Consider the following 26,289-nt stretch of genomic DNA (forward strand, 5'->3'; position numbering starts at 1 on the left):
ACCAGTCCCGCAACCACCCCAAGAGGGGCGTGCCCAGGGCGCCGGAGGCGCCGGGGCGAAGCCCCTACCGGTGCAACTTCTCGGGGACCTCGATGAGCGCGTAACGCGCCCGGTCACCGGGCCTCATCCGCACACGTCGCCGTCCAGTCGGTCAGGCGGAGTCCCCGATCCAACACTTCCGAGGATGACGTGTCCGTACGCACCTACCAGCCGTTCATCAACCGTACGGACGCCTGGTGGACGTGAGCAGCTCGGCCACACCCGCAGCGGCGGTGTCTATTCGCACGTGCTGCGGCGATGTGTCAGGAACTCCTCGACGCGCTGACAGCAAGCTGAAAGAAGTCTTTGGACGTGCCGCCAAGGTCCCGGCCACGGGTGACAGAGAAGGCCAGGGACGATCGCCCATGAAATTCCCACAGAAAGGGGATGGCACTTCTGCGATCTCGACCTCGGAAAGAGTCTGATCCGGGTGGGCCTGGGAGGACTTGAACCTCCGACCTCATCGTTATCAGCGATGCGCTCTAACCGACTGAGCTACAGGCCCGGATGCCGCGGATGTCTCGCGGCGCAACGAGAGGTTACCCCATCGGGAGGGGCAACCGGAAATCGATTGTCGGTAAGGGGACGGGGCCGGTCATTCGGCCTCCTTGAGGGTGACTTCGACGCCTCCGACCAGGTCCGCGGCGAGGTTGTAGATGACGGACGCGACCGTGGACAGGGCGGTGATGAGCAGGACGTTGAGGGCGCCGACCAGCACCGTGTAGCCGAAGACGCGGGCGAAGGAGAACCAGCTTCCGGCGTCGAGGCCGCCGGTGGTCTCGCCCTGGCGGCGGGTCAGTTCGGACACCGTGTCGGTGATCGCCGAGAACACGCCCAGCCAGGACAGGATCACGTACAGGACGATCACGGCGACGAGCAGCACGACGAAGCAGACCAGCGACATCACGAAGCTGAACTTCATGACCGACCAGGGCTCCAGCCGGGCGAGTTGGAGCTGTGCCTTGCGCGCGGTCTTGCCACCGCCGGTGGGCGTGGCGGTGGACGCGGGCTTGGCCGTCCTGTTCTTCAGAAGGGTGCCCGAGAACCCGCCCTTCCCGAACCGGGACTGGCCGCCGCCGGGGCCGGACGAGGCCTGCTGGGGCGCGGCCGTGCCCGGGGCCTGACCTGTCTGGGCGCCGGGATTGCCGTGGTTCCCACCTGCGGGATCAGGTCCGGCCGGGGTGGCGTTCATGGCACCCTGTATGCCCGGCCCCGAGTTGCCGGAACCGTAACCACCCGGTCCCGAACTGTGAGCGTCGGGCCGAGGCTGCGTGGGTGCGCCCTTCGCCCCGGCGCCGTCGGTGGACGCCGACGAGGCGAGCGGGGACGGCGGCGTCCAGCTCTGCCGCCCGGCGGACGGATCGGACGACGGCGCCGAGGGCGTGTCCTTGACCGGCGGGATGCCGGACGCGGATCCGGTGCTCGAAGCGGCCGACGGCATCGGCGCCGCCGCGGACGAGACCACCGGCTTGTCGGCGTTGGCGTCGATCTTGGGCAGGTCGGCCTTGGTCTCGTCGGCCTCGGAGATCTCCACGGTCGTCCCGTCCCGTTCGGATGTGGCGGCGGACGTGCCGGCCGTCCCGCCCGGCCCGGGACCGGAGGACGAGCCGGCCACGGTGGGCAGGTCCGGCCCGGTGGCCGGGCCGGGCTGGGAGCCCGGGGCCGGTTCGGAGGCGGAGGCGGGCGCCTGACCGGTGCGGCCGGCGGGAGACCGGGCCTCGTCCTTGCCGGGCTGGGTGCTCACGTGTCCTCCTGGCCTGAGGGATGGCCGCCAGGCGGCCCGGGGACGTGCTCAGGGTGGTCAGTCACCCTCGCTCCCCCCGGGCACCTCGGCGTCCGCTTCCTCCATGGACTCTACGTTCCTCGCGATGGCGACCACGCTGTCTCCCTCGGCGAGGTTCATCAGGCGGACGCCCATGGTCTGCCGGCCGGACTGCTTGATCTCCGCGGCGGTGGTGCGGATGACGCCGCCGTTGGAGGTCATCGCGAACACCTCGTCGTCCGGGCCCACCATCAGCGCCCCGACCAGCTGGCCGCGGGTCTGCACGATCTTAGCGGTCAGCACGCCCTTGCCCCCGCGTCCCTGGACAGGGTACTGATCGATCGGGGTGCGCTTGGCGTAGCCGCCCTCGGTGGCCACCAGGACGTCGGCCCCGCCGTCCGGCTGGGCGACGAGCATGTTGAGGACGTCGTGGTCGCCGTCGAACCGCATCCCGATCACACCGCTGGTGGCCCGTCCCATCGGGCGCAGCGACTCGTCGTCGGCGCGGAACCTGATGGCCTGGGCGCCGGTGGAGACCAGCAGCAGGTTGTCCTCGGGGGACACCAGCCGGGCCGCGATCACCTCATCGTCGCCGACCAGGTTGATCGCGATGATCCCGCCGGTGCGCGGGGAGTCGAAGTCGCCCAGCGCGGTCTTCTTGACCCGGCCCTTCCTGGTGGCCAGCACCAGGTACGGGGCGACGTCGTAGTCACGCAGGTCCATGACCTGGGCGATGTGCTCGTCCGGCTGGAAGGCCAGCAGGTTGGCGACGTGCTGGCCGCGCGAGTCCCTGCCGCCCTCGGGCAGCTCGTACGCCTTCGCCCGGTACACCCGGCCCTTGTTGGTGAAGAACAGGATCCAGTGGTGCGTCGTGGTGACGAAGAACTGGTCGACGATGTCGTCCTGCTTGAGCTGCGCGCCGCGCACGCCCTTCCCGCCGCGCCGCTGCGCGCGGTACAGGTCGGTCTTGGTGCGCTTGGCGTAGCCGCCGCGGGTGATGGTGACGACGACGTCCTCTTCGGCGATCAGGTCCTCGTACGACACGTCGCCGTCGAACGGGACGATCTGGGTGCGCCGCTCGTCGCCGTACTTCTCGACGATCGGGGCCAGCTCCTCGCCGACGATCGTGCGCTGCCGCTCGGGCGAGGCCAGGATCTCGTTGTAGTCGGCGATCTCCGCCATCAGCTTGTCGTACTCGTCGGTGATCTGCTGGCGCTCCAGGGCGGCCAGCTTGCGCAGCTGCATGTCCAGGATGGCCTGGGCCTGGATCTCGTCGATCTCCAGCAGCCGCATCAGGCCGCTCTGCGCCTCCGACGCCGACGGCGACCGGCGGATCAGCGCGATCACCTCGTCGATCCGGTCCAGCGCCTTGAGCAGGGCCCGCAGGATGTGCGCGCGCTCCTCGGCCTTGCGCAGCAGGAACCGGGTGCGGCGGACGATGACGTCGATCTGGTGCGCCACCCAGTGCCGGACGAACTGGTCGAGGCGCAGCGTGCGCGGCACCCCGTCCACCAGCGCGAGCATGTTCGCGCCGAACGTCTCCTGGAGCTGGGTGTGCTTGTAAAGGTTGTTCAGGACGACCTTGGCGACGGCGTCCCGCTTGAGCACGATCACCAGCCGCTGGCCGGTGCGGCCCGAGGTCTCGTCCCGGACGTCGGCGATCCCGTCGAGCTTGCCCTCCTTGACCCCCTCCGCGATCTTCAGCGCGAGGTTGTCGGGGTTGACCTGGTACGGCAGCTCGGTGACGACCAGGCAGGTGCGGCCCTGGATCTCCTCGACCTCGACGACCGCGCGCATGGTGATCGAGCCGCGGCCGGTGCGGTAGGCGTCCTCGATGCCCTTACGGCCGACGATCAGGCCGTGGGTGGGGAAGTCGGGGCCCTTGATCCGCTGGATCAGGGCCTCCAGCAGCTCCTCATCGCTGACGCCGTAGTTCTCCAGGTACCACTGGACGCCCTCGGCGACCTCGCGCAGGTTGTGCGGCGGGATGTTGGTCGCCATCCCGACCGCGATGCCCGCCGACCCGTTGACCAGAAGGTTCGGGTAGCGGGACGGGAGGACGTCCGGCTCCTGGGAACGGCCGTCGTAGTTGGGGGAGAGGTCGACGGTCTCCTTGTCGATGTCGCGCAGCAGCTCCATCGCAAGGGGCGCCATGCGGCACTCGGTGTACCGCATGGCCGCGGCGGGGTCGTTGCCGCGCGAGCCGAAGTTGCCGTTGCCGTCGATGAGCGGGTACCGCATCGCCCAAGGCTGGGCGAGGCGCACCAGGGCGTCGTAGATGGGCGAGTCACCGTGGGGGTGGTAGTTCCCCATGACGTCGCCGACGACGCGGGCGCACTTGAAGTAGCCGCGGTCGGGCCTGTAGCCGCCGTCGTACATCGCGTACATCACGCGGCGATGCACCGGCTTGAGCCCGTCGCGCACATCGGGCAGCGCGCGCGAGACGATGACCGACATCGCGTAGTCGAGGTAGCTGCGCTGCATCTCGACCTGGATGTCGACGGGCTCGATGCGCTCTGGCGGGCCCCCGCTCTCTGTGGTCACGTCCGTCACTCTCAAAGACCTTTTCTCGTAGTGGAAGCAAAGGAAGCCCGACTGTGCCGACCGGGACGCCGCCCGTACCGCCCGCCCGGGGCACCGTTCGGTACGTCGTCCGGTACGGCGGCCGGGGTGCGGGCCGGCGTGCCGGCCGCGTCACCCGGGTGAAGGCGCTCGGGTGCCCGGGAGGGCGCGGCCGTCTTCGGTCGGCTGAGGACTTCGATGCCTGGGAGCTTCAATGGCCGGGTCCTCAGATATCCAGGAATCGGACGTCCTTGGCGTTGCGCTGGATGAACTCGCGGCGCGGCTCCACCTCTTCGCCCATGAGCACGCTGAACAGCTCGTCGGCCTGGGCCGCGTCGTCCAGCGTGACCTGCAACAGAAGCCGGTTGTCCGGGTCCATGGTGGTGTCCCACAGCTCGCTGGCGTTCATCTCGCCCAGACCCTTGAACCGCTGGACCAGGTCGCGGGGGCGCGGGTCGCGCTTGCCCGCCTCGATGCCCGCCTCGATGATCGCGTCGCGTTCGCGGTCGGAGTAGGCGTAGTCGGCGTCCTGGCCCCGCGCGTCCCACTTGATCTTGTAGAGCGGGGGCTGGGACAGGTACACGTGGCCGGCCTCGATCAGCGGCTTCATGAACCGGAACAGCAGGGTCAGCAGCAGCGTGTTGATGTGGTGGCCGTCCACGTCGGCGTCCGACATCAGGATGATCTTGTGGTAGCGGAGCCGGTTGATGTCGAACTCGTCGTGCACGCCGGTGCCCAGCGCGGTGATGATCGCCTGCACCTCGTTGTTCTTGAGGATGCGGTCGATCCGCGCCTTCTCCACGTTGAGGATCTTGCCGCGGATCGGCAGGATCGCCTGGAAGTGCGGGTTGCGCCCGCCCTTGGCCGAGCCGCCCGCCGAGTCGCCCTCCACGATGTAGAGCTCGGACACCGAGGGGTCGGTGGACTGGCAGTCCGACAGCTTGCCGGGCAGCGAGGTCGACTCCAGCAGGCTCTTGCGGCGGGTCAGGTCGCGCGCCTGCCGGGCCGCGATCCGGGCCCGCGCCGCCTGCGTGGCCTTGTTGACGATCTCCTTGGCCTCGCCGGGGTTGCGCTCGAACCAGTCGCGCAGATGCTCGTTGCAGGCTTTCTGGACGAACGACTTGGCCTCGGTGTTGCCGAGCTTGGTCTTGGTCTGCCCCTCGAACTGGGGGTCGGCCAGCTTGATCGAGATGATCGCGGTCAGGCCCTCGCGGACGTCCTCACCGGTGAGGTTGTCGTCCTTGCCCTCCCGCAGCAGCCGCTGCTCCCTGGCGTAGCGGTTGACGATCGTCGTCAGCGCCGCCCGGAAGCCCTCCTCGTGGCTGCCGCCCTCGGCCGTGTTGATCGTGTTGGCGAAGGTGTGCACCGACTCGGCGTACGAGGAGTTCCACTGCATGGCGATCTCGACGGACATGCCCTCGGTGTCGTCGCCGAAGTAGATCACCGAGTCGTGCACGGCGTCGCGCTTGCTGTTGAGGTAGCGGACGAAGTCCTCGATGCCGCCCTCGTAGTGATAGCGGACGGTGCGCGGCTCGCCGTCGTCGCCCACGCCGTGCCCAGGACGCTCGTCCACAAGGGAGATCGACAGGCCGCGGTTGAGGAAGGCCATCTCCTGCATGCGGCGGGACAGGGTCTCGAAGTTCCACTCAAGGGTCTCGAAGATGGTCCCGTCCGGCCAGAACGTGATCGTGGTGCCGGTCTCGGACGTCGGCTCGCCCTTGGCCAGCGGCGCCACCGGGCCGCGCCAGGTGTAGGACTGCCGCCACACGTGGCCGTCCACCCGCACCTCGGCCTCCAGCCGGGACGACAGCGCGTTCACCACCGCCGACCCGACGCCGTGCAGGCCGCCGGACACCGCGTAGGACTTGCCGTCGAACTTGCCGCCCGCGTGCAGCGTGGTCAGCACCAGCTCGATGGCGGGGCGTTTCTCCACCGGATGCTCGCCCACGGGGATGCCGCGCCCGTTGTCGTACACCCGGACGCCGCCGTCGGCCAGCAGCGTCACCACGATCTCGTCGGCATACCCGGCCAGGGCCTCGTCGACGGAGTTGTCGACGATCTCGTATACCAGGTGGTGCAGTCCCCGCTCGCCGGTCGAGCCGATGTACATGCCCGGGCGTTTGCGGACCGCCTCCAGACCTTCAAGGACAGTGATCGAACTAGCGTCGTACGCCAAAGGAGATCCTCCTGCCGGGGATGCCCGTCGCCCGCGCTCGTCGGAGAGCGCGGTGTGCCCCGTAACACACGTATGGGCGCCCCTCTCGCTCTGGACAGTCGGCCAGAGACCCGGGCGACCCATGGCGGCACAGCATCCTGAACCCGATTTCATTCTACCGGCTCGTAGCCCAAAAAGTGGCACTGACGAGCGCTGTGTGCGCGTGTGGCGGCCGGACGGGCGAGGAGATGTGACCCCCCATAGGCCCGGGGGGGTTCTCTGGCCTACGGCGCGCTCGTCCGCGAAGTTCATCCGGCGGCCGGCCGGGCCGGTTCCGCGCCATCCGATGGCCGCGCGCAGCCGCCCGATCGCGCCGCGTGGCCGGTCCATAGCGCCTCCTGCGCGTGGTCCAGTCGTACGGAATGAACGCTGTCACACGGCACTGACATTCCGTGTTCGCCGAAGGCCGATTCGATCACGCAGGGTGCCCGCCGCCGGGCGCCCGGCGGTGGCTTCGGAGCCGTGCCCGGCCGCGGTTTCAAGGCCGCCGCGGAGCCTCGGGCCGCCGGTCAGGCTCGGGCCGCCGGTCAGGCTCGGGCCGCCGGTCAGGCTCGGGCCGCCGGTCAGGCTCGGGCCGCCGGTCAGCGGACGCGCCAGCCTCCGGGGCGGCGGGGGCCCGAGGACGGGCCGACGACCTTGACCTTCCGGACCGTTCCGTGCCCCAGCTCCTCGTTCAGCCGCCTGACCAGCGTGGACGCCAGCAACCTGAGCTGCGTCGCCCAGGTGGTGGAGTCCGCGACCACCGTCAGCTCACCGTCCTCGAAGCGTTCGGGACGGGTGTGCTCGGCCAGCTCAGGGCCCACGATGCCGGGCCAGTTGCCGAAGACCCCTCCGACGGCTGCGCGCTGCTCCCAGCCCCGGGACGCCAGAAGCTCGCGTATGGCCGTCCCGAACAACTTGGGATCGCCCCCACGGCCGGGCTCCCGTATTACGAGGGGACGGCCGCCGCCCTTACGTTTTCCGCCCTGCCCCGGTACGGAGCCGCACTTGCGGGCGTCAGCCTTCGCCTGCGCCAGGGCCTCGCGAGCGAGCTCGATCCCCGATTTCGCCGAAGATACGGACTTGCCGTCGTCCCCACCTGAGTCGGCCGGATCTCCGGCGTAATTCGCCGCATCGGTGGAGTTATGCACAGCCTGTGGATCATCGCCACCCGAAGGGCCGTCGGGCAGCCGACTGGAAGTGGGCTCACTCACGGGTCACCTTCCCATCGGCGACGGTGTAAGAGTTGCCGGCCAGTTCCCTTGGGACGTCCACCGGCACCGCCGCAGTGATGAGGACCTGTTCCGCCTGCGCCACCATCTCCGCGAGCCTGCTGCGCCGTCCCGTGTCCAGCTCGGCGAACACATCGTCCAAGATCAGCACTGGGTCGTCCCCGTCCGCGCGCAGGAGGTCGAAGGCCGCCAGCCGCAGTCCCAGGGCGAATGACCACGACTCGCCATGGCTGGCATAGCCGCGTGCGGGCAGTTCCCCCAGGCGCAGGACGAGGTCGTCCCTGTGCGGGCCGATGAGGCTGATCCCGCGCTCCAGTTCCTGCCGCCGCGTCTCCGCCACAGCGGCGAGCATCTGCTCCTCGAGTTGTGCACGGTCTGTGGACAACTCCGTCTCACTCAAGGAGCTCTTGTACACAAGCCCCGCCAAGTCGCTCCCAGGCGCGATCGCCGCATAGGACCGGGCGACCAGGGGACGCAGCGCGGCCACCAGTTCCAGCCGGGCTGAGAGCAACTCCGCACCCGTACGGGCCAAGTGCGAGTCCCATACGTCAAGGGTGGCCAGCACCTCCGGTCCGGGGGACCGCCTGTGCGCGGCCGCCGACTTGAGCAGGGCGTTGCGCTGCTTCAGAACCCGGTCGTAGTCGGACCTGACGCCCGCGAACCTGGGCGCGCGTGCCGTCAGCAACTCGTCCAGAAAGCGGCGCCGCTCCCCAGGGTCCCCCTTGACCAGGGACAGGTCCTCCGGGGCGAACAGGACGGTGCGCAGCATCCCCAGGATCTCGCGGGGCCTGGGGACCGGCGAACGGTTGAGGCGCGCCCGGTTGGCCTTGCCCGGGTTGATCTCCAGCTCGATCAGGGCCTTGCGGTCGTCCTTCACCACCCCGGCCCGCACGATCGCCCGGGGAGCCCCCTGGCGTACCAAGGGGGCGTCCGTCGCCACACGATGGCTGCTGTGCGAGGCCACATAACCGATGGCCTCCACAAGGTTGGTCTTGCCCTGGCCGTTCGGCCCCACGAACGCGGTGGCTCCCGGCTCCAGCGCGACCTCGGCGGAGGCGTACGAGCGGAAGTCCTGTAGCGAGAGGTGGGCGACGTGCACGAGACACGAGGGTAGAGCCTTCGCAGGCCCGCGGTACCTGGCGGCCGGTACACCACCGAGCGTCCGCCCGCGCGGCCCCGGAGAACTACAAGGGACTACAGGGAGGGCGGCTTGACGTCTGCGCCGGGGGAGTCGGCGCCCTTGGCGGCCTCGACCGGGTGGCCGCCGAACTGGTTGCGGAGGGCCGCGACGACCTTCATCGCGGGAGAGTCCTTCTGGCGGGAGGCGAACCGGGCGTACAGCGCGGCGGTGATGGCGGGGAGCGGCACGGCGTGGTCCACCGCCGCCTGGACGGTCCACCGTCCCTCACCGGAGTCGTTGGCGTAGCCGCGCAGCCGCTCCAGGTGGGGGTCGTCGGCGAGCGCGCGGTTCATCAGGTCGAGCAGCCAGGAGCGGACGACGGTGCCCTGCTCCCAACTGCGGAACGTCTCGGGCACGTTGGTGACCAGGTCGCTGGCCTCGATCAGCTCCCAACCTTCCCCGTACGCCTGCATCATCGCGTACTCGATGCCGTTGTGGACCATCTTGACGAAGTGCCCGGCGCCGACCTTCCCCGCGTGCACGAAGCCGTACTCGCCCTCGGGCTTGAGCGTCTCGAAGATCGGCATGGCGCGCTTCACCAGTTCCTCGTCGCCGCCGACCATGAGGGCGTAGCCGTTCTTGTTCCCCCATACGCCGCCGCTGACCCCGCAGTCGAGGAAGCCGATCCCTCGGGCCGACAGCTCCTCGCCGTGCTTCTGGTCGTCCACATAGTGGGAGTTGCCGCCGTCGATGACGAGATCCCCAGGTTCGAGGATTTCCCCAAGCCTGTGGATGGCCTCATGCGTGGGGGGGCCGGCGGGGATCATCAGCCACACCGTCCTGGGCGGGGTCAGCCGCTCCACCAGTTCCTCCATCGAGGAGACATCGCTGTTCTCCGGATGGTGGTCGTAACCGACGATCGTGTGGCCACCGCGGCGGAGGCGATCGGCCATGTTGCCGCCCATCCTGCCCAGGCCGATGATCCCCATCTCCATGTCTTCTCTCCCCTGTACGTGGCGTCGTCGCCGTACACGTCGCCGTGCGTGCCCTACATCGTCGGCGTCCCGCCCAGGGCGGCCCACACCGCATCGCGCCTAGGCGTACCCGCAAACAGCCGCCTACGCGTGCAATGCCCGCCTTTGTGAACCCATGTGGATCCGGTGCGATCCCAAGGGCGGAAGCCGATGTGGACAACCCGCACGGGCGTCCGCATAGTCCGCCTCATCCTCCCCTACGGTGCGGACCCCTGGACCCGTGCAGGTCCGAGGGTCAGCCCGACAGCCGCACCGGCATGATCAGGTAACGGTAGCTGGGGTTCTCACCCTCCTGCGGAGGCTTGCCGGTGAGCACTGCGGGCTTGGTGGGCGTGGTGAACGACAGCCGCGCCACGTCCGAGCCGATCGCCGCCAGCCCGTCCAGCAGGAACCCGGGGTTGAACGCGATCGCGATGTCGTCGCCCTCCAACGTCGCCTCAAGCGCCTCGACGGCCTGGGCCTCATCACCGGTCCCCGCCTCCAGGACGACCTCTCCCTGGCTGAACGAGAGCCGTACAGGGGTGTTCCGCTCGGCCACCAGGGACACCCGCTTGACCGCCTCGATGAACGGCGCGGTCTGGACCTCGGCGAGGCCCGCGTACTCGCTGGGCAGCAGCGAGCGGTACTTCACGAAGTCGCCGTCCAGCAGCCGGGACGTGGTGCGGTGCCCCCCGCCCTCGAAACCGATCATCCCTTCGCCCGCGCCGTCGGCGCCGCCCAGCGCGATGGACACCTCCGCGCCCGCGGTCAGTGACTTGGCGGTGTCGGCCAGGGTCTTGGCGGGCACCAGGGCCACCGCGGTGAAGTCGGGACGGTCCGGCTTCCAGTGCATCTCCCGTACGGCGAGCCGGTAGCGGTCGGTCGCGGCCAGGGTGACCGTCTCGCCCTCGATTTCCACACGCACACCGGTGAGCATGGGGATGGTCGCGTCCTTACCGGCCGCGACGGCGACCTGGTTGACCGCGGCGGCGAACTCGTCGCTTCCCACGGAACCGGCGGCCGGTGGCATCTGGGGGAGTGTCGGGTAGTCCTCCACAGGCATGGTGAGCAGTGTGAACTTCGCGCTGCCACAACGGAGCATGACCTTGGCGCCGTCCGTGGTCACCTCCACAGGGTGTGGGGGCAGGCTGCGCGAGATCTCGGCCAGGAGCCGCCCCGACACCAGGGCGCTTCCCGCCTCCTCCACGTCGATCTCCGTGGCGACCTGTGCGGAGACCTCGTAGTCGAATGCCGACAGCTTCAGCCGGTCCGTGTTGCCCTCACCCCCGGCCACCATGTGCATGCCGGCCAGCACCGCCACGGGCGGCCGGGCCGGAAGGGTCCGGGCGGTCCACGCCACGGCGTCGGCGAGGGCGTCTCTGTCGATGCGGAACTTCATGGGGACCCGCCTCCTGAAGGTTTCGGTTCGCGGATTGGGTGGAACTGATCATTTGGGACGCCCGGGACACGGGATCCCCAGGCCCTGAGTTGAGATGTTCTTTTCTTGGATAGAGACAAGAGGCAGTACTCGTCATAGGGGCGGTGGACAGTGTGGACATCCGGCGTCCGCGCAGGTGGGTGACCTGTTTTTGTCCACCGGCGCTGTGGGTTCGAAGTGGACGCGGCGGCGCCGCCTGAGGATGGCGAAACCGTCCCCACACGTCATCCTCACCTCATCCCCCGGTTATCCACGGGTTCTCCGCAGGTTCTCCAGCCGGACACCGCGGATCCGTCGACCGACACCCCGGAGACCGCGCCGAGCCGGGGCCGCCGGACGCTCCGTCCCCAGCGCGTCCCCAGGCAATCCTCAGCTTGTCCACGGAGCCGTCCCCATGATGCCGGGCGGCGTCCCCAGCCCGTCCCCAAACCATCCACGTCTTGTCCTCAGGTTCTCCGCAGGTTGTCCCCTGGCTTTTCCACTTGGATCCCCAGTGTTTTCCCCAGCCTGTGGGTATCGGGGGTTTGCCTTGGCTCTCGCCACTCCACGCGCGCCCGGCCTCTTGCCCTGTCCATGTGCTGGGGTCGTCCGGCTCTGGTGTGGGCGGCCCTAGGCGCTCGGATTCGCGTTCAAGCCGGACCCCACCGACCCGCCGGACCCCCTGGACGGGAGCCGACGGGCTTGGGTCAGCGCTTGCGCGCCTGGTGTTTGATCCGTCCGGTCAGCTCGGTCACCTGGTTGTAGATCGCGCGGCGCTCGGCCATCAGAGATCTGATCTTGCGCTCGGCGTGCATCACGGTGGTGTGGTCGCGGCCGCCGAACTGCTGGCCGATCTTGGGCAGCGACAGCTCGGTCAGCTCGCGGCACAGGTACATCGCGATCTGCCTGGCGGTCACCAGCATCCGGGACCGGGACGGGCCGCACAGATCCTCGATCGTGGTCCCGAAGTACTCCACCGTCTGCGCCATGATCATCGCGGCGGTGATCTCCGGGCCGGTGTCGTTCGGGATCAGGTCCTTCAGCACGATCTCGGCCAGCTTCATGTCCACCGACTGCCGGTTGAGGCTGGCGAACGCCGTCACCCGGATCAGCGCGCCCTCCAGCTCGCGGATGTTGGTCGCGATCTGGGACGCGATGAACTCCAGCACGTCCGGCGGCGCGGCCAGTCCCTCCTGCCGCGCCTTCTTCTGCAGGATCGCGATCCGGGTCTCCAGCTCCGGCGGCTGGACGTCGGTGGTGAGGCCCCACTCGAACCGGTTGCGCAGCCGATCCTCCAGCGTCACCAGTTCTTTAGGCGGCCGATCACTGGAGATGACGATCTGCTTGCTCGCGTTGTGCAGGGTGTTGAAGGTGTGGAAGAACTCCTCCTGCGTCTGTTCCTTGCCCTCGAGGAACTGGATGTCGTCGACCAGGAGGATGTCGACGTCCCGATACCGCCGGCGGAAGCCGTCCGCCTTGCCGTCGCGGATCGAGTTGATGAAGTCGTTGGTGAACTCCTCGGAGCTCACGTACCGCACGCGCGCCCCGTTGAAGAGGCTTTGCGCGTAGTGGCCGATGGCGTGCAGGAGGTGCGTCTTGCCCAGGCCCGAGTCGCCGTAGATGAACAGCGGGTTGTACGCCTTGGCCGGTTGCTCGGCGACCGCGACCGCCGCGGCGTGCGCGAAGCGGTTGGAGGAGCCGATGACGAAGGTCTCGAAGGTGTACTTGGGGTTGAGCCGTGCATGCTCCGCTCCGGGGGCCGGGCCGCTGCCCGCTGGACCGGTTCCTGTGGGCGGACCCATTCCAGGGCCGCCACCCGGATGGCCAGGCGCGTGGACACCCCGGGGCTTCGGCACGTTCGGAAGGTCCTCGTCCCGGAACGCCGCGCCTTCGCCCCTGTAAGGAGACTCGTCGCGGTAGGACTCATCCCCTCTGTAGGAGTCGGCCGACGCGTAGGCGGCGCCTTCCGTACCGAGGCCGCTCTGAGGCTCGTCGTTTGCCCCGCTCCGTCCCTGGGGCGGCTCACCACGACCCAGGCCCTGCCTGGACGCGCCCAGGGTGCGGTCGTTCAGGTGAGAGGGCGCGTGCCCTCGCACCCCCTGCGAGGCACCGGGTCCTCCCGGTTGACCCTGCCGACCCTGGCCTTCTCCCCCATGGCCATAGGAGTCCGCGCCGTTTCTGGGGCGGCCCGTACCTGAATAGCCCTCACCGTGGGAAGCCGCCGGCAGCCCGTTCTGAGGACCTCCCCCTTGGGAACCACGTCCGTCGTCGAATGGCGACGACCCTCCGGCCAATCGTTCCGCCCCAGGGCCAGATCCGGGTCGGCGGGACGAAGGCGGCGGAAACCCCCCGCCGTGCCCCTGCCCACCGTGCTCGCTCTCACGCTGAGGCCACCCGCGGTCCTCGTCCTCTGAGAGATATCCACCGCCCGCGCCGGGGCTGTGGATAGAACCTGCGGACGGAGCGCCCCCATACCCCTGCTCCGGGTAGGAACGGTGGTCCCTATACGAACGGCCCTCGTACCCCTCGTACGACCGGTCATCGTAGGGACGCTCTTCGTACTCGGCGTACGAGCGTTCCCCATAGGCATCGGGAGGCCGTTCGAGCTGTCCCCGGCCCGGCCCCGGCTCGCCGGCCGCACCGGATGACGACGCCCCCGGCGACCCCGCCGAGGCACCGGAAGCGGATGGCGGTTCAGGCTGGACGGTGACCGCGACACGGATCTCCCGTCCCAGCTCATGCGAAAGAGCCTGCGTGATCAGCGCACGCAGGCGCGTCTCCAAGGCGTCCTTGGCGAACTCGTTGGGCGCGGCCAGCAGAGCGGTGCCCTCCACCAGCGCCAGGGGCCGGACCATCGGCAGCCACGCGCGGTAGCTCGCGGGAAGTTCCCCTTCGGAGAGAGCCGTGAGCGTGCGGGTCCAGACCGATGCGAGATCCTGTCCGTCCATGCGCAAGGTCCCCTCCCGAACACTCCGACCCCGGAGCACCTTCACTACCCAGCGTTCCCACGGGCGCGGCCGGTCCCGGAGACCTCAGCGGCGCCGCGGGAGACTTACTCTCTCACGAGTTGTCCACAGAGTTGTCCACATGCTGTGTATGAGCATCGAAGCCCTGTGCAAAAGTCGGTGGACCACCACCGGCGACGGACGGGCTCAGGATGGCGCTATCTGGGAAGCGGAACCCGCCTATCAGGCGGGATGGGGAAGGACGCGACCGTACCGTACGACTGGACTCTGGTCGGCTCGCCCGGAGACCTTAGCGCCCGGCGCCGGAGCCTCGCAACATCCTCTCCGCACGCCCCTTGGATGCGTGGCCATCGCCACACTGCCCACAGGCAACTCCGCTACCGTGAGCAAGTGCTGTAAGGAAGCGCTGACCCGCGGGCTCCGTTTGACCGCATGGCCTGGTAGCCCGTAACGTTCTGAGGTCGAGTCGCATCGACGGCGAAGCCGCGTGCCCGCCATCTCGTCCCACTTACTTCTCGTACGGGTGTGTTCCGTGCGGACCGGTCGAGCACGGGTGGGCCCCCGCTGCGGGGGACCGGACGCGGCCCTCGATGCGAGACATCGCGCCAAGCCCAACGCCTGAAGACCAACGCCTTAAGACAAGCCGACCGCAGCACTGGAGCCTCGAGTGAGCAAGCGTACTTTCCAGCCGAACAACCGTCGCCGCCACAAGAAGCACGGCTTCCGGCTGCGGATGCGCACCCGCGCCGGGCGCGCGATCCTCTCCGCGCGGCGCGCCAAGGGCCGCTCCCGCATCGCGGTCTGACCCTTCCCCTCGCATGCTGCCGTCCGGTCACCGGATGCGGCGGCGGGACGAGTTCACCCTGACCGTCCGGCGCGGTCGCCGCGCTGGTCGGCCCACCGTCGTCGTGCACCTGCTCCGCCGGGACGAAACCACCGGCGGAGCCGCGGACTCACCCGGGCCGCCTGCGGGATCCACAGGAAGCGGGGATCGCCGTGAGGCCGCCGCCTCCGCGGCGGATCCTCCCCGGGTCGGGTTCATCGTGTCCCGCACGGTCGGCAACGCCGTCGTCCGCAACCGGGTCCGCCGGCGGTTGAGGCACCTGGTCCGAGGGCACCTGGACCGGCTCCCGGAGGGTAGCCTGCTCGTAGTGCGTGCTAACCCCGCTGCGGGAACGGCGCGCTACGGCGAACTGGCCGCGGACCTCGAGTCGGCGCTCGACCGGCTCCTGCGGCCAACGTCCAAGGGACGGAGATGACGAGCAATCCAGAGGGGCATGCAACGCCCCCGCGTGGGACCCGGGGCCCGAGCCTCGCGGCGCGTGCCCTGATTCTGCTCGTCCGCGCCTACCGCCGCTTCTTGAGCCCCCTGCTCGGACAGCAGTGCCGCTTCCAGCCCACCTGCAGCGCCTACGGCCTGGAGGCCCTCCAGGTGCACGGCGCGCTGCGTGGTAGCTGGCTGACCGTCCGCCGGATCGGCCGGTGCCACCCCTTCAACCGTGGTGGATACGACCCCGTACCGCCGGCCAAGGGCGTCGCCCCCTCCACGACCCCTGGCGAAGACCGCCAAGCCGAGAGCGGTACTTCGCGGCCCCGCCTTAGCAGGGATCGCCGTGACGGAGACCGCCATGGCAAGGACCGCCGTGTCGAAAGCGGCCCCGCCCTAGCAGAGCCCAAGGAGCTTCCCGGTGCTTGATTGGCTGTACTCGATCGTCGCTCAACTGATCGTCTGGATCCATACGGGCCTGAGCGTCCTCGTCCCCAAGGACAGCGGCTGGGCCTGGGGCGGTTCGATCATTCTGCTGACGGTGCTGCTGCGGCTGCTCATGGTGCCGCTGTTCGTGAAGCAGATCCATGCGTCCCGGAAGATGCAGGAGCTGAACCCCAAGGTCCAGGCGCTGCGCAAGAAGTACAAGAACGACAAGCAGCGCCTCAACCAGGAGGTCATGAAGCTCTACCAGGAGAACGGCGCCAACCCCCTGTCGGGCTGCCTGCCGCTCCTGGTGCAGATGCCCGTCTTCATCGGCCTCTTCCAGGTACTGCGCCGCATCTCCGACGCCAACCCCGGCGAGGGCGTCTTCGCGGTCACCCCAGAGCTGGTCCAGAGCGCCCAGAAGGCCGACATCTTCGGCGCGCACATCCCGGACACGTTCCTGAACGCTTGGAGCACCGACCCCAGGCCCTGGGCGGCCATCGTCGTCACCGCCATCGCCGTCGTCATCAGCTCGTGCACGACCTTCTTCACGGTACGGGCCAGCATGCAGCGCCAGCCGGTCACCGATGAGGCGAACCCGATGGTGCAGGCGCAGAAGATGATGGTCTTCCTCGCGCCGCTGTTCGGCCTGTTCGGCCTGGGCTTCCCCCTGGGCGTGCTCATGTACTGGGTCACGTCCAACAGCTGGACCCTGGTGCAGCAGCACTACATCTACTCCAAGTACCCGCCGCTGAGCGCGACCGAGAACGGCTCCTCGGCACAACCGACCGGCAAGGTCCCGGCCAAGGGCCCCGCCAAGGGCAAGGCTGGTGCCAAGGCGCCGGCGAACTCCACCGGCACCAAGGGACGCCTCAAGAAGGGCCCCGAACAGCCCACGGAACCGGAGCCGAAGCCCAAAGTCGTCCGGAACCAGCCGACGCGGAAGCCGCGCAGCAAGCGCAGCGGCAGCCAGAAGCGCTAGTTTTGACCCCTGTCCTTGCCGGAGAAGGAGACCCCGTTGAGCCAGACCGACACCACCGAGGTCGACGTCCAGGCGCTCGAGCAGGAGGGCGAGATCGCCGCCGACTACATCGAGGGCCTGCTGGACATCGGTGACTATGACGGCGACATCGACATGGACGTCGAGGGGGAGCGCGCGCTGGTCGCCGTGGTCGGCGCGTCCCTGGACGAACTCGTCGGCAAGCGCGGCGAGGTGCTGGAGGCACTGCAGGAACTGACCCGCCTGGCCGTGCACCGGCAGACCGGCAACCGCACCCGCCTGATGCTGGACATCGGCGGCTACCGCGAGCGCCGCCGCGCCGAGCTGACCAAGCTGGGGCAGGACGTGTCCGCCGAGGTCAAACAGTCCGGCCAGGCCAAGCCGCTGGCCCCCATGACCCCGTTCGAACGCAAGATCGTCCACGACGCGGTGGCCGCCGCAGGCCTCCGCAGTGAATCCGAGGGCGAGGAACCCGACCGCTACGTGGTCGTCTACCCGTCCTGACCGGGTAATCGGCCGGAGCTGCCCTGCGGCCGTCCCCCAACATCTCTAGGCAAGCACTAACGAGGCGAGGCCCGTCCCAACGGACCTCGCCTCGCAGCATGTAGAGGACAACGCGGCGGTCCACCCTCGCATGCGGCGCGGGTGGCCCAGGCCCGCACCTGGTAGCCGTTGCGGTGGTTGACCCGCTCGTCCGAGCGCTGCCCGTAGCCGGCGCCGCACACCCATCGGCCTCCGCACTGATCAGCGCCTCGACCATCGTCTTGACCATCGACCGCAACACATCAGGCTCCCACGCCCTTGATCTGCTCGGCCGGCCAGCTTGTCCACAGCCATCGCGTTCTCACGCGATGGCCGTCTCACGTCACGACGCCACGCCCTCTGACCAGGTCGCACTCGTACACCACCTCCGTGGACGCTACCGCCGCCAGCGCTGCCACATGCCGGCGGAGAACTGCGAAATCAGCTCTGGGGTGACCGCGAAGACGCCCTCGCCGGGGTTGGCGTCGGAGATGCGGCGCAGTACCTGGAAGAGGCCGATGAAGACGGGCATCTGCACCAGGAGCGGCAGGCAGCCCGACAGGGGCTTGGCGCCGCTCTCCTGGTAGGGCTTCATGACCTCCTGGTTGAGGCGCTGCTTGTCGTTCCATCGGCCGCAACACATCAGGCTCCCACGCCCTCGATCTGCTCGGTGGGCCAGCTTGTCCACAGCCATCGCCCTTTCGCGCGATAGCCGTCTCGCGTCACGAGGCCACGCCCTTCTACCAGGTCGAACTCGTACACCACCTGGCGTGGACGCAACCGCCGCCAGCGCTGCCACATGCCGCTCGTACTTCTTGCGCAGCGCCTGGACCTTGGGGTTCAGCTCCTGCATCTTCCGGGACGCATGGATCTGCTTCACGAACAGCGGCACCATGAGCAGCCGGGAGAGCAGGCCGACGCCCAGCCACCGGGCGCACCTGGCCACGATGCCCAGCCCTGTGGCCTGGCCAACATCCAGAGGCTTGTCACGCGCGGTCAGGTTCCCGTCGACCCATGCAAGATCGACTCGCTGTGATCACGGATGACACAGCAGTCCTGCGCTGAGCAGCCCTCCGGCTCCCCCACCAGCGTTATCCACAGGCTGTGGAACGTATGGCGCCCCCAGAAGCCACCCGTCACCATCGAATCGTCAGCCCGTCCTACCTGACAAAGGGGCGAACATGATCCGACCTCCGCCGACGCTTCCACAAGCCGGACCGACTGGCCCACCATTCCATAAGAGCCCGGGACAGGAGCAGACGATGCCCGCCGCTGGGGACTGTCCCTTCAGAGCTTGGCCGGTTCGAGACTCTCCAGGCCAGGTGTACGTGAGGAACCTCGAAGACTCGGACCGAGCCGTCCGTCCCTGCGGATCGGCGATCTGGACGCCCGGCCCGGCTGTGGCCTCCTCACCTCCGTCCGTGTCCGCGCCGATGGCGACGGCGAGCATGGCCGCCAGGGCGTCACCGGCGGCGTCTCCCGAGATCACCAGGATCCGGCGCCGCCCCGGACGCGAACAAGGGACGGTTCCGAATCGGGCGAGACGAGAACCACCGAAGCTGACGCGGTGAGTTACCCAGGCATCAGCCGGGCGACCGTCACCGCGTACGCGCCGCACCTGCTCGGCGAGGTGGACTGAGAGCCAGACGCTGACCATAGTGGCGGAGATCGGTGTTGACCGGCGCCCCGGCCGGACCGCCGCCCACGGGCCGGCAAGGTGCCCCGTTGGGGGTTGATAGGTCAGCGCCGGAACGAGCTTCGGCGGCGGAAGCGTCGTCGGGCGGTCAGATTCTCCTGCGCAGGGTCTTGAGCGAACGAGGGGTCCTGCGCATGTGCCGGGTCCTGAGCCGGATGAGTCGGGGTGGGCTGCGAATGGCCGTCGGCAGGAGGTTGGGGAACAAAGTGTTCGATCACACGTTCGACATGCTCGCTGGGGCGATCCACGGAGCGCTCGATGATCCGCTCTTCGCGGACCAGAGCGCCGGGGCCGGTGGGCTCCTCCGCCTCCACATAGCCAGGGTCCGTACCGGCCATCATGTTGGCGCGGCGTCGCGGCCTGGTGTACTTCAGCGTGAATCCCATGCTGATCAATCCCACCAGGATGAAGATCCAGCCGACCAACTGGATGTTGACCCCGCTGAGATCGACGTGGAGCGCGAACGCGAGGATCGCGCCGATGGTGATGAACGAGAGACTGACTCCGATACCCATGGTCTCGGAGCCTCCTTCCGGGGTTGTGCGATGAGCCGGGGGTTCGGCACTGTCCGTCCCTGTACCCGATCGACCCGGAGTATGCGAAAGCCCTTACGGCGTAGCCGATCCGTAAGGTTCCTATGGCCCTCCGACCAGTGTGTACTGTGCGACCTCGTTGGTTTTTGTGGAACGATTCGTACGGTGGGGATTGAGAGCGAGGTTTTCGGGGATGCGCTGCCGCTCGCGGAACGCTATGCGAAGTTCCTCGCCGAGGACGGAGTCGAGCGCGGGCTGATCGGGCCGCGTGAGGTCGACCGGCTCTGGGAACGTCATCTGATCAACTGCGCCGTTGTCTCCGAGGCGGTCCCCCAAGGCGCCACGGTCGTGGACATCGGCTCCGGTGCCGGGCTGCCCGGCATCGTGCTGGCGATCATCCGGCCGGATCTGTCGATCACGTTGCTGGAGCCGTTGCTGCGCCGCGTCACCTTCCTCAACGAGTGCGTCGAGCTGCTCGAACTGGCCAACGTCAAGGTGCGCCGCGCCCGAGCCGAGGAGGTGGCCGCGGACATGTCGATGGACGTGGCGACCGCCCGCGCTGTCGCTCCTCTCGAACGCCTGGCAAAGTGGGCCCTGCCGCTGTTGCGGCCCGGCGGGGAACTGCTGGCGCTCAAGGGAGAGCGCGCGGCGGCCGAGTTGGACGAGGCGAAGCCGGTTCTCGATCGCTTCGGTGTCCGTACCGCGGAACTGCTGCAAGTCGGGCGCGGTAAGGTCGACCCGCCGACAACGCTTGTCCGTGTGGTCGCCGAGCGCGCGCCCCGACGCGCCAAAGGGTCGAGGAAGAAGAGGTCGTCATGAGCACGGGACCAGGACTGGGCTCCTCCAGTTGGCCCTCCGAGCCTGACCGCTCCAGCGAATCCCCCCAGGACGGATCGTCCGGCCCCGACACCGGGGCGAAGACCGGCAAGGCGGGGGACGCACTGCCCTCCGGCCATGCGATGTGGGGTAACACGACGTCCGGTACGGCGGAGACCGTCGGCTATGTGCCGACGAACGGCGGGGTCCAGCCACCGCCGGGTCCGCGTGGAGGACCAACTCAGGGGGAGTCAGAGCTGGTGCGCGAGGCACTCAAGGACGCCAAGGTTTCACGTGAAACCTCGGTACGGGTCAGACCCGAACGGCGAGACAAGGAATGGCCGCGGCCGGGCACATGCCGGGTGATCACCATCGCCAACCAGAAGGGCGGCGTGGGCAAGACCACCACCTCGGTCAACCTTGCCGCTTCGCTGGCGTTGCACGGTGCCAAGGTCCTGGTCGTCGACCTCGACCCTCAGGGCAACGCCTCCACGGCGCTCGGCGTGGAGCATCGAGCCGACGTACCGTCCATCTACGAGGTGCTGATCGAGGACCTTCCCCTGGCGGACATCGTCGTCCCGGCACCCGAGATCCCCAACCTGCATTGCGCCCCGGCCAACCTCAACCTGGCCGGCGCCGAGATCGAGCTGGTGTCGAAGGTGGCCCGTGAGTCCCGGCTGCGCCGCGCGCTGGACTCCTACGACACCGACCAGTTCGACTATGTACTGATCGACTGCCCGCCGTCGCTCGGCCTGCTGACCGTGAACGCACTCGTGGGCGGGAACGAGCTGCTCATCCCGATCCAGTGCGAGTACTACGCCCTCGAAGGTCTCGGGCAGCTGATCCGTACCGTGGACCTCGTCAAGTCCCACCTCAACCCAGGGCTGAACGTCTCCACGATCCTGCTCACCATGTACGACGCGCGGACCCGCCTGGCAGCACAGGTCGCCGAGGACGTGCGGAACCACTTCGGCAATGTCGTCCTCAACACGGTGATCCCTCGTAGCGTCCGGGTCTCCGAGGCCCCCAGCTACGGACAGTCCGTCATGACCTACGACCCGGGCTCCAGCGGTGCGCTCGCCTACAGCGAAGCCGCCTCGGAAATGGCCCATCGGGGAGCGCCGGAGTGAGCCAGCAACGACGTGGCCTGGGCAAGGGTCTTGGAGCCCTCATCCCAACCGCCCCGCCTGCACCCGCCCCAGGATCGGGCGAGGCACCCGGCACTGGGAACGGTATGCCCGGCGGCTCCGAGGGCGGCAGGTCCGGCAACGACATCAAGCCCGTCGCCGGTGCCCATTTCGCTGAGATCCCGCTGAGCTCGATCCGCGCCAACCCCTGGCAGCCTCGCGAGAACTTCGACGAATCGGCCCTCGACGAACTGGCCGAGTCCATCGGCATTGTCGGACTCCTCCAGCCCATCGTGGTCCGCAGGCTCCACGGCGAGGACCATGACTACGAACTGGTCATGGGCGAGCGCCGTAAGCGCGCCGCGGAGAAGGCGGGCCTGAACGTCATCCCCGCGATCGTCCGGGACACCAGCGACAACGACATGCTGCGCGACGCGCTCATGGAGAACCTCCACCGTGAGCAGCTCAACCCGCTGGAGGAGGCGGCGGCGTACCAGCAGCTCCTGGAGGACTTCGGTGCCACCCACGAACAGCTCGCGAGCCGGATCGGCCGCTCCCGTCCGCACATCACCAACACCCTGCGCCTGCTGAACCTGCCGCCCGCGGTCCAGCTCCGAGTCGCCGCCGGCGTCCTGTCCGCCGGTCACGCCCGCGCCCTCCTGAGCCTCGAAAGCGAGGAGGCCCAGGAGAACCTGGCCCTGCGCATCGTCCAGGAGGGTTTGTCCGTCCGCGCCGTCGAAGAGATCATCGCCACGCGCCAGGTCGAGGACGGCCCAACGACCCCACGCCAGGGCCGCCGCAAGAAGCCGGTCGCCCCGGCCCTCCAGGAACTGGCCGACCGCCTCTCCGACCGGTACGACACCAAGGTCCGCGTCGATCTGGGCCGGAACAAGGGCAAGATCGTCGTCGAGTTCGCCACCATGGAAGACCTGGACCGCATCATCAAGGCCATGGCCCCCGACGAGACACCCCCCAGAGCCACCGACCTCTAACCACGCATCCACAAGGCTCCGAGGCCCCCAGCCTCGGAGCCTTGTCATCTCCGCAACCACAATCACTCCCCCCACGCCCAGCTCCAACCAAGCCCCTGAGATCCGCCAAGCACCCACCATCCACTCGCGATGTTTCACGGGAAACACCCGCCCATGCTCGGACCCACGCTCAATCGCCACACACAGCGACGTACCGCCAGACCTGGCCGAGCAAGCCCAAACCTTCCGCTAACGCCGACTCGCAAGGGAGTGTCTGGGGGTGTCTGAAAGTCTGTGGGTGAAGCGCTGATCATTCTCTGGTTGAGGGAGATGCGCCTGGTCGAGCGTGAGCGACTTGCTGGGGCGTCCCGTCCTGCCGGTTGGGGTCTTGACCAGTTTGGCCACGTTCCGCGTGATCAAGTCGCGCGCCTGGGCTTGCCGGATCGCGTGCTTGAGGATGCCGTGGACCAGCCCGAGGCTTCGAGTGGACAGGGTCACCGTAGTGCAAGGCCAGCCCGTTGAGCGCGGCAGCACCGGGTCCGTTCCCAGCCTGCGCTATGCCTCCAGGGCGGACTGGAGCCGGCTCACCAGCGAGTTGCGGCAGATCTAAACCGCCCCAACCGATGGCCGCCGTACAGCAGCGGTTCGCCGAATCCGAGGCTAAATGGCACCAGAAGTATCCGGCAGTGATCCGGCTGTGGCGGGACGCCTGGGCGACCTTCGTCCCGTTCCTGGCGTTCCCGGCCGAGGTCCGCGAGGTCATCTACACCACCAACGCGATCGAGAGCCTGAACGCGCGGTTCCGCCGAGCCACCCGCCGCCGCGGACACCCAGCCCGGTCACCACCGGGACGAACAGCTGCCTGGCCAGGTCGACCACCGACACCCCGGTGAGCCCGGCGACCACGATCAGCGAGGACCAGATGACCAGCGTGCCGCCGCCCGTGCAACTGGCGCAGTTCTGCGCGATCGCGGCCATCCCAACCGAGCAGGTCGCGCTCAAGGTGCGTTACCTGGCCATCCGCAGCCCCACTGAAAGGCCGCACCAAGATCACCGGCAAAACGCTGGGATGGAAGCCTCGCACTGCTGGACGGTGGCCTGCGGCCAGTTCTCTTCGATCGCTTCGGGCAGCCCCCACAGGCCGATGCCCCTATGGATGTCAAGCGACGGACGTGATGCTCCGTGGTTCTCGGACGGGGCGGATCAGGTTGAAGATCTCGCGGGCGATGTAGCGATTGAGACAGCGGATGACCTCGCGTTTGGCCTTGCCTTCGGCGGTGCTTCGTTGCAGGAGTCGCCGGTGCGTGGGTCGTAGCGCAGACGGGAGAGGACGATGCGGAACAGGGCGGCGTTGGCCTGACGGTCGCCACCGCGGTAAGCCGGCGCCGTTGGGTCTTGTCCGAAGATGCCTCGACTGGGCTGACGCCGCACAGCGCTGCGAACAAGGCTGCGTGGCGGAGCCGCTCTAGGATTGTCACCGGCGGCGACCAGCAGTGCAGCGGCGCTGTCGGGCCCGACGCCGGACAGCTCCAGCGGGGCGGGGTTGTGCTGGCTGATCGGTGTCTTGAGTCGCTTGTGCAGCTCGTATGCCTCGGCCTTGAGCCGCAGAATCCGCTCGGCCCGCAGCCGCAGTGTAGATGACGGTCTGCTCGACGGCGGTGGCGTTCTCCGGCTCGGTCAAGTCCGCGCAGCTGCGGATCAAGGTGGCCGGGGCAAGCCCTGCCAGCGATTTGCGTAGCTGCGGGTCGGCACCGACGACCACTGCCTTGAGCTGGTTGATCGCCTTGGTGCGGGCGTTGACCGCCGAATCGCGAGCGAGCCTGAGCAACCGCATCGCCTCGACCAGCCCGGCCCCGGTCTTGGCGATCACTTGCGTCCGGCCCGAGAGCACAGCGCGGCGGCGGCCTCGGCATCGATAGTGTCGGTCTTGCCGCGGGGGCGGCGGGCTCGCTTGTCGGGCCGGTTGACGTCGAAGACCTCGACGTTCTCGCCCTGCAGCAGCCAGCTCAGCGCGGCCCCGTACGATCCGGTGCACTCCACCCCCGGCCCGTCTCACCATGCCGTACTGGCGGGCCCAGCCGAGCATCGCGCGATAACCGTCAGCGGTGGCGGGGAAGATGCGGGTGTCCAGCAGCGCGCCAAGCGCGCTGACCACGGCGGCGCTGTGGGTATCGCGGTGGGTGTCCACCCCCAGGATGGCCTCGATGCTGCAGGACGGGGAGGAACCGGGCAGGCTGGAGGGGATCGTTCGGCTTCCAATCGACTCAAACACGGGGGCTGGATGGCCGACGTTGGACCGGCTCGAGCCGTCAGGACTGTGACGGTGCCTGTCGCGAAGGACCCTTTCGGGACACGCTCTGGCCGCTCTGGCGGCAGCAAGCACCGTTCCAGACCACAACCGACAGACCGGCACTCAAGCCCCACGGTCAGTCGCAGCACGGGTCAGGCTGCGGCCAGGGACGGCACCAATGATTTTCACAGTCACAGCAAGCGGAGCACATCCCCTGCACGCCGCGATTGCGCAGCTCGGCCGGCCGCTCATCCAGTGGTTGGCGCCGTCGCCGCCGGTGCCGACCCACATGCCCAGCACTGTCCCCATGCCTCCGCCAGTCAGCAGCATCACCATCGGGTCTTGGACCTACTGCTCGCCCATGCGAATCCTGGTGGTCGGCCCGCCGGGACGTGGCCCTGCCCATTGTTCGATGGGTCTGCGCAACGACCCGCACCATGTGGCTCGGCCTGGGCGTCGCCAACGCGGCGGGCACCTGCGGCACTGATGTCTCCCGCGAATGGTGGAGTGTGCGTCCATCAGTGGATCAGCCTCGTCGCACCTGCCGAGACCATCGGCCGCGCTCAGATCGGTGGGCCACCCCAGCTCGCTGTCGGCACCACAGCAAGCCCGTGGACGGGCCGCCGGTGTCCGTACCATGCGGGCACCTCTCGCCACGGGTTCGTGCCCGCAACCGCCATTGCACATTGTTCAGCAATCGCCGCCGTCTTCATGTTGCGGGGCGGCGCCGAGCTGACCAAGCTGGGCAGGACGTGTCCGCCGAGGTCAAGCAGTCCGCCTAGGCCGAGCTGCTGGCCCCCATGATCCCGTTCGCACGCAAGATCGTCTACGACGCGGTGGCCACCGCGGGTCTCCACAGCGAGTCCGAGGGCGAGGAACCCGACCGTGGTCGTCTACCAATCGGCTGGGCTGGGTGGTAGCGGCTCCAGCTCGCGCCACCGCCGGCCGATCAGAGCCTGCGCACTCGGATCGCCACCGCTGGCCAACGCGGTTTCGGTGCAGTTGGTCTTCTTGGTTTTTTGATTCCTGACCTCACTCAGCCCTAGATACAGCACGCCGACCAAGGAAGAGACTCCCTGAACAGAGCCTCGGGCCGCTCCAGCGATCCTGAGGTCGATGTCGCGCTGGCCAACGGCAACCCGATCCAGTGCACCGCAGCCGATGCCGGAACGCAGCGTCTCGTGGCCGCTGGATGAGCGCCCGGGCATGCTGTCAATCCCGGCCCAATCGTGACCCGGTTGTTCCGGGTGAACCGTGACCCACCCGATTGTTGATCTTTAGTTGTCGGTCTTGGCCGCGGGGACGCGGCCGAGGTCGCGGTCTTTGAGCCGGTAGC

21 protein-coding genes, 1 tRNA gene and 3 pseudogenes are annotated in these 26,289 nt (G+C 68.5%); 11 read left to right on the top strand and 14 right to left on the bottom strand.

All coding sequences use genetic code 11. The features are described from left to right. Positions 1 to 470: 470 nt before the first annotated feature. The 9 genes from QSK21_RS30950 to dnaA form a co-directional block, all read right to left on the bottom strand. A tRNA-Ile gene (locus QSK21_RS30950) sits at positions 471 to 544 on the bottom strand. A 90-nt stretch (positions 545 to 634) separates the two neighbouring features. Beyond that, positions 635 to 1,783 carry a DUF3566 domain-containing protein gene (locus QSK21_RS30955; protein WP_285701025.1) on the bottom strand — a complete coding sequence of 383 codons (1,149 nt, stop codon included), beginning with the start codon at positions 1,781 to 1,783 and terminating at the stop codon, positions 635 to 637. Between the two features lie 57 nt (positions 1,784 to 1,840). Further along, the gene (gene gyrA / locus QSK21_RS30960; RefSeq protein WP_285701026.1) at positions 1,841 to 4,354 is read right to left on the bottom strand and encodes a DNA gyrase subunit A; all 2,514 of its coding nucleotides are present in this window, start codon (positions 4,352 to 4,354) and stop codon (positions 1,841 to 1,843) included. Positions 4,355 to 4,589: 235 nt separating this feature from the next. After that, positions 4,590 to 6,539 carry a DNA topoisomerase (ATP-hydrolyzing) subunit B gene (gene gyrB / locus QSK21_RS30965; protein ID WP_285701027.1) on the bottom strand — a complete coding sequence of 650 codons (1,950 nt, stop codon included), beginning with the start codon at positions 6,537 to 6,539 and terminating at the stop codon, positions 4,590 to 4,592. Between the two features lie 620 nt (positions 6,540 to 7,159). Further along, entirely contained in the window at positions 7,160 to 7,474 is a 315-nt protein-coding gene (locus tag QSK21_RS30970) for a DciA family protein (protein ID WP_285701028.1), read from the bottom strand. Positions 7,475 to 7,763: 289 nt separating this feature from the next. Beyond that, positions 7,764 to 8,888, bottom strand: coding sequence for a DNA replication/repair protein RecF (recF, locus tag QSK21_RS30975; protein WP_285701029.1), 1,125 nt, complete (start codon positions 8,886 to 8,888; stop codon positions 7,764 to 7,766). A gap of 95 nt (positions 8,889 to 8,983) precedes the next feature. Next, a complete protein-coding gene (gene gnd, locus QSK21_RS30980; RefSeq protein WP_285701030.1) occupies positions 8,984 to 9,991 on the bottom strand; it encodes a phosphogluconate dehydrogenase (NAD(+)-dependent, decarboxylating) in 1,008 nt (335 codons plus the stop codon). Between the two features lie 187 nt (positions 9,992 to 10,178). After that, a complete protein-coding gene (gene dnaN, locus QSK21_RS30985) occupies positions 10,179 to 11,321 on the bottom strand; it encodes a DNA polymerase III subunit beta (RefSeq protein WP_285701031.1) in 1,143 nt (380 codons plus the stop codon). A gap of 725 nt (positions 11,322 to 12,046) precedes the next feature. After that, positions 12,047 to 14,287, bottom strand: coding sequence for a chromosomal replication initiator protein DnaA (gene dnaA, locus QSK21_RS30990; protein WP_285701032.1), 2,241 nt, complete (start codon positions 14,285 to 14,287; stop codon positions 12,047 to 12,049). A gap of 685 nt (positions 14,288 to 14,972) precedes the next feature. Here dnaA and rpmH point away from each other — a divergent pair. The 5 genes from rpmH to QSK21_RS31015 are packed head-to-tail and all read left to right on the top strand — an operon-like array spanning position 14,973 to position 17,502. Further along, the gene (gene rpmH / locus QSK21_RS30995) at positions 14,973 to 15,110 is read left to right on the top strand and encodes a 50S ribosomal protein L34 (protein WP_285701033.1); all 138 of its coding nucleotides are present in this window, start codon (positions 14,973 to 14,975) and stop codon (positions 15,108 to 15,110) included. A 34-nt stretch (positions 15,111 to 15,144) separates the two neighbouring features. Then, positions 15,145 to 15,564 carry a ribonuclease P protein component gene (rnpA, locus tag QSK21_RS31000; protein ID WP_502871615.1) on the top strand — a complete coding sequence of 140 codons (420 nt, stop codon included), beginning with the start codon at positions 15,145 to 15,147 and terminating at the stop codon, positions 15,562 to 15,564. Continuing rightward, entirely contained in the window at positions 15,561 to 16,001 is a 441-nt protein-coding gene (gene yidD, locus QSK21_RS31005) for a membrane protein insertion efficiency factor YidD (RefSeq protein ID WP_285701035.1), read from the top strand. Before rnpA ends, yidD begins: the two co-directional genes overlap by 4 nt. Then, on the top strand, positions 15,994 to 16,980 hold the full coding sequence (gene yidC / locus QSK21_RS31010; protein ID WP_285701036.1) for a membrane protein insertase YidC: 987 nt from the start codon (positions 15,994 to 15,996) through the stop codon (positions 16,978 to 16,980). Before yidD ends, yidC begins: the two co-directional genes overlap by 8 nt. A gap of 36 nt (positions 16,981 to 17,016) precedes the next feature. Beyond that, a complete protein-coding gene (locus QSK21_RS31015; RefSeq protein ID WP_285701037.1) occupies positions 17,017 to 17,502 on the top strand; it encodes a Jag family protein in 486 nt (161 codons plus the stop codon). A 134-nt stretch (positions 17,503 to 17,636) separates the two neighbouring features. On the opposite strand, the pseudogene QSK21_RS31020 reads toward QSK21_RS31015, so the two are convergent. The 3 genes and pseudogenes from QSK21_RS31020 to QSK21_RS31035 all read right to left on the bottom strand — a co-directional run. Continuing rightward, positions 17,637 to 17,846: pseudogene (locus tag QSK21_RS31020) on the bottom strand (transposase); the annotation flags it as partial. 71 nt (positions 17,847 to 17,917) lie between these two features. After that, positions 17,918 to 18,163, bottom strand: a complete 246-nt coding sequence (locus QSK21_RS36395) for a YidC/Oxa1 family membrane protein insertase (RefSeq protein ID WP_502871613.1) — start codon at positions 18,161 to 18,163, stop codon at positions 17,918 to 17,920. A gap of 1,097 nt (positions 18,164 to 19,260) precedes the next feature. Beyond that, on the bottom strand, positions 19,261 to 19,731 hold the full coding sequence (locus QSK21_RS31035; protein ID WP_285701038.1) for a DUF6458 family protein: 471 nt from the start codon (positions 19,729 to 19,731) through the stop codon (positions 19,261 to 19,263). A 183-nt stretch (positions 19,732 to 19,914) separates the two neighbouring features. Between QSK21_RS31035 and rsmG the strand changes: the two genes are divergently transcribed. The 5 genes and pseudogenes from rsmG (at position 19,915) to QSK21_RS31060 (ending at position 23,978) form a co-directional block, all read left to right on the top strand. Next, a complete protein-coding gene (gene rsmG, locus QSK21_RS31040) occupies positions 19,915 to 20,568 on the top strand; it encodes a 16S rRNA (guanine(527)-N(7))-methyltransferase RsmG (RefSeq protein ID WP_285701039.1) in 654 nt (217 codons plus the stop codon). 257 nt (positions 20,569 to 20,825) lie between these two features. After that, the gene (locus QSK21_RS31045) at positions 20,826 to 21,695 is read left to right on the top strand and encodes a ParA family protein (RefSeq protein WP_285701041.1); all 870 of its coding nucleotides are present in this window, start codon (positions 20,826 to 20,828) and stop codon (positions 21,693 to 21,695) included. After that, on the top strand, positions 21,692 to 22,684 hold the full coding sequence (locus tag QSK21_RS31050; protein ID WP_285701042.1) for a ParB/RepB/Spo0J family partition protein: 993 nt from the start codon (positions 21,692 to 21,694) through the stop codon (positions 22,682 to 22,684). Before QSK21_RS31045 ends, QSK21_RS31050 begins: the two co-directional genes overlap by 4 nt. Before the next feature lie 650 nt (positions 22,685 to 23,334). Next, positions 23,335 to 23,493: pseudogene (locus tag QSK21_RS36400) on the top strand (transposase); the annotation flags it as partial. Positions 23,494 to 23,552: 59 nt separating this feature from the next. Continuing rightward, positions 23,553 to 23,978: a hypothetical protein gene (locus QSK21_RS31060; protein WP_285701043.1), complete on the top strand. Its 426-nt coding sequence runs from the start codon at positions 23,553 to 23,555 to the stop codon at positions 23,976 to 23,978. Between the two features lie 159 nt (positions 23,979 to 24,137). Here the strand turns inward: QSK21_RS31060 and QSK21_RS31065 are convergent, their stop codons facing one another. Beyond that, positions 24,138 to 24,533 carry a hypothetical protein gene (locus QSK21_RS31065; RefSeq protein WP_285701044.1) on the bottom strand — a complete coding sequence of 132 codons (396 nt, stop codon included), beginning with the start codon at positions 24,531 to 24,533 and terminating at the stop codon, positions 24,138 to 24,140. Beyond that, positions 24,530 to 24,703 (bottom strand): hypothetical protein, encoded by a 174-nt coding sequence (locus tag QSK21_RS31070; protein ID WP_285701045.1) that lies wholly within the window; start codon positions 24,701 to 24,703, stop codon positions 24,530 to 24,532. The genes QSK21_RS31065 and QSK21_RS31070 overlap by 4 nt, the downstream gene beginning before the upstream one ends. Positions 24,704 to 25,744: 1,041 nt before the next feature. Between QSK21_RS31070 and QSK21_RS31075 the strand changes: the two are divergent. Continuing rightward, positions 25,745 to 25,873, top strand: a pseudogene (locus QSK21_RS31075) (R3H domain-containing nucleic acid-binding protein); the annotation flags it as partial. Positions 25,874 to 26,289: the final 416 nt, after the last annotated feature.

The sequence above is a fragment of the Actinomadura sp. NBRC 104412 genome, from assembly GCF_030269515.1.
Classification (GTDB): domain Bacteria; phylum Actinomycetota; class Actinomycetes; order Streptosporangiales; family Streptosporangiaceae; genus Spirillospora.

Coding starts and splice junctions, on each gene's coding strand:
- rnpA (WP_502871615.1), top strand. CDS start 15,145: ATGCGGCGGCGGGACGAGTTCACCCTGACCGTCCGGCGCGGTCGCCGC.
- dnaN (WP_285701031.1), bottom strand. CDS start 11,321: ATGAAGTTCCGCATCGACAGAGACGCCCTCGCCGACGCCGTGGCGTGG.
- yidD (WP_285701035.1), top strand. CDS start 15,561: ATGACGAGCAATCCAGAGGGGCATGCAACGCCCCCGCGTGGGACCCGG.
- QSK21_RS31035 (WP_285701038.1), bottom strand. CDS start 19,731: ATGGGTATCGGAGTCAGTCTCTCGTTCATCACCATCGGCGCGATCCTC.
- QSK21_RS36395 (WP_502871613.1), bottom strand. CDS start 18,163: ATGTGTTGCGGCCGATGGAACGACAAGCAGCGCCTCAACCAGGAGGTC.
- dnaA (WP_285701032.1), bottom strand. CDS start 14,287: ATGGACGGACAGGATCTCGCATCGGTCTGGACCCGCACGCTCACGGCT.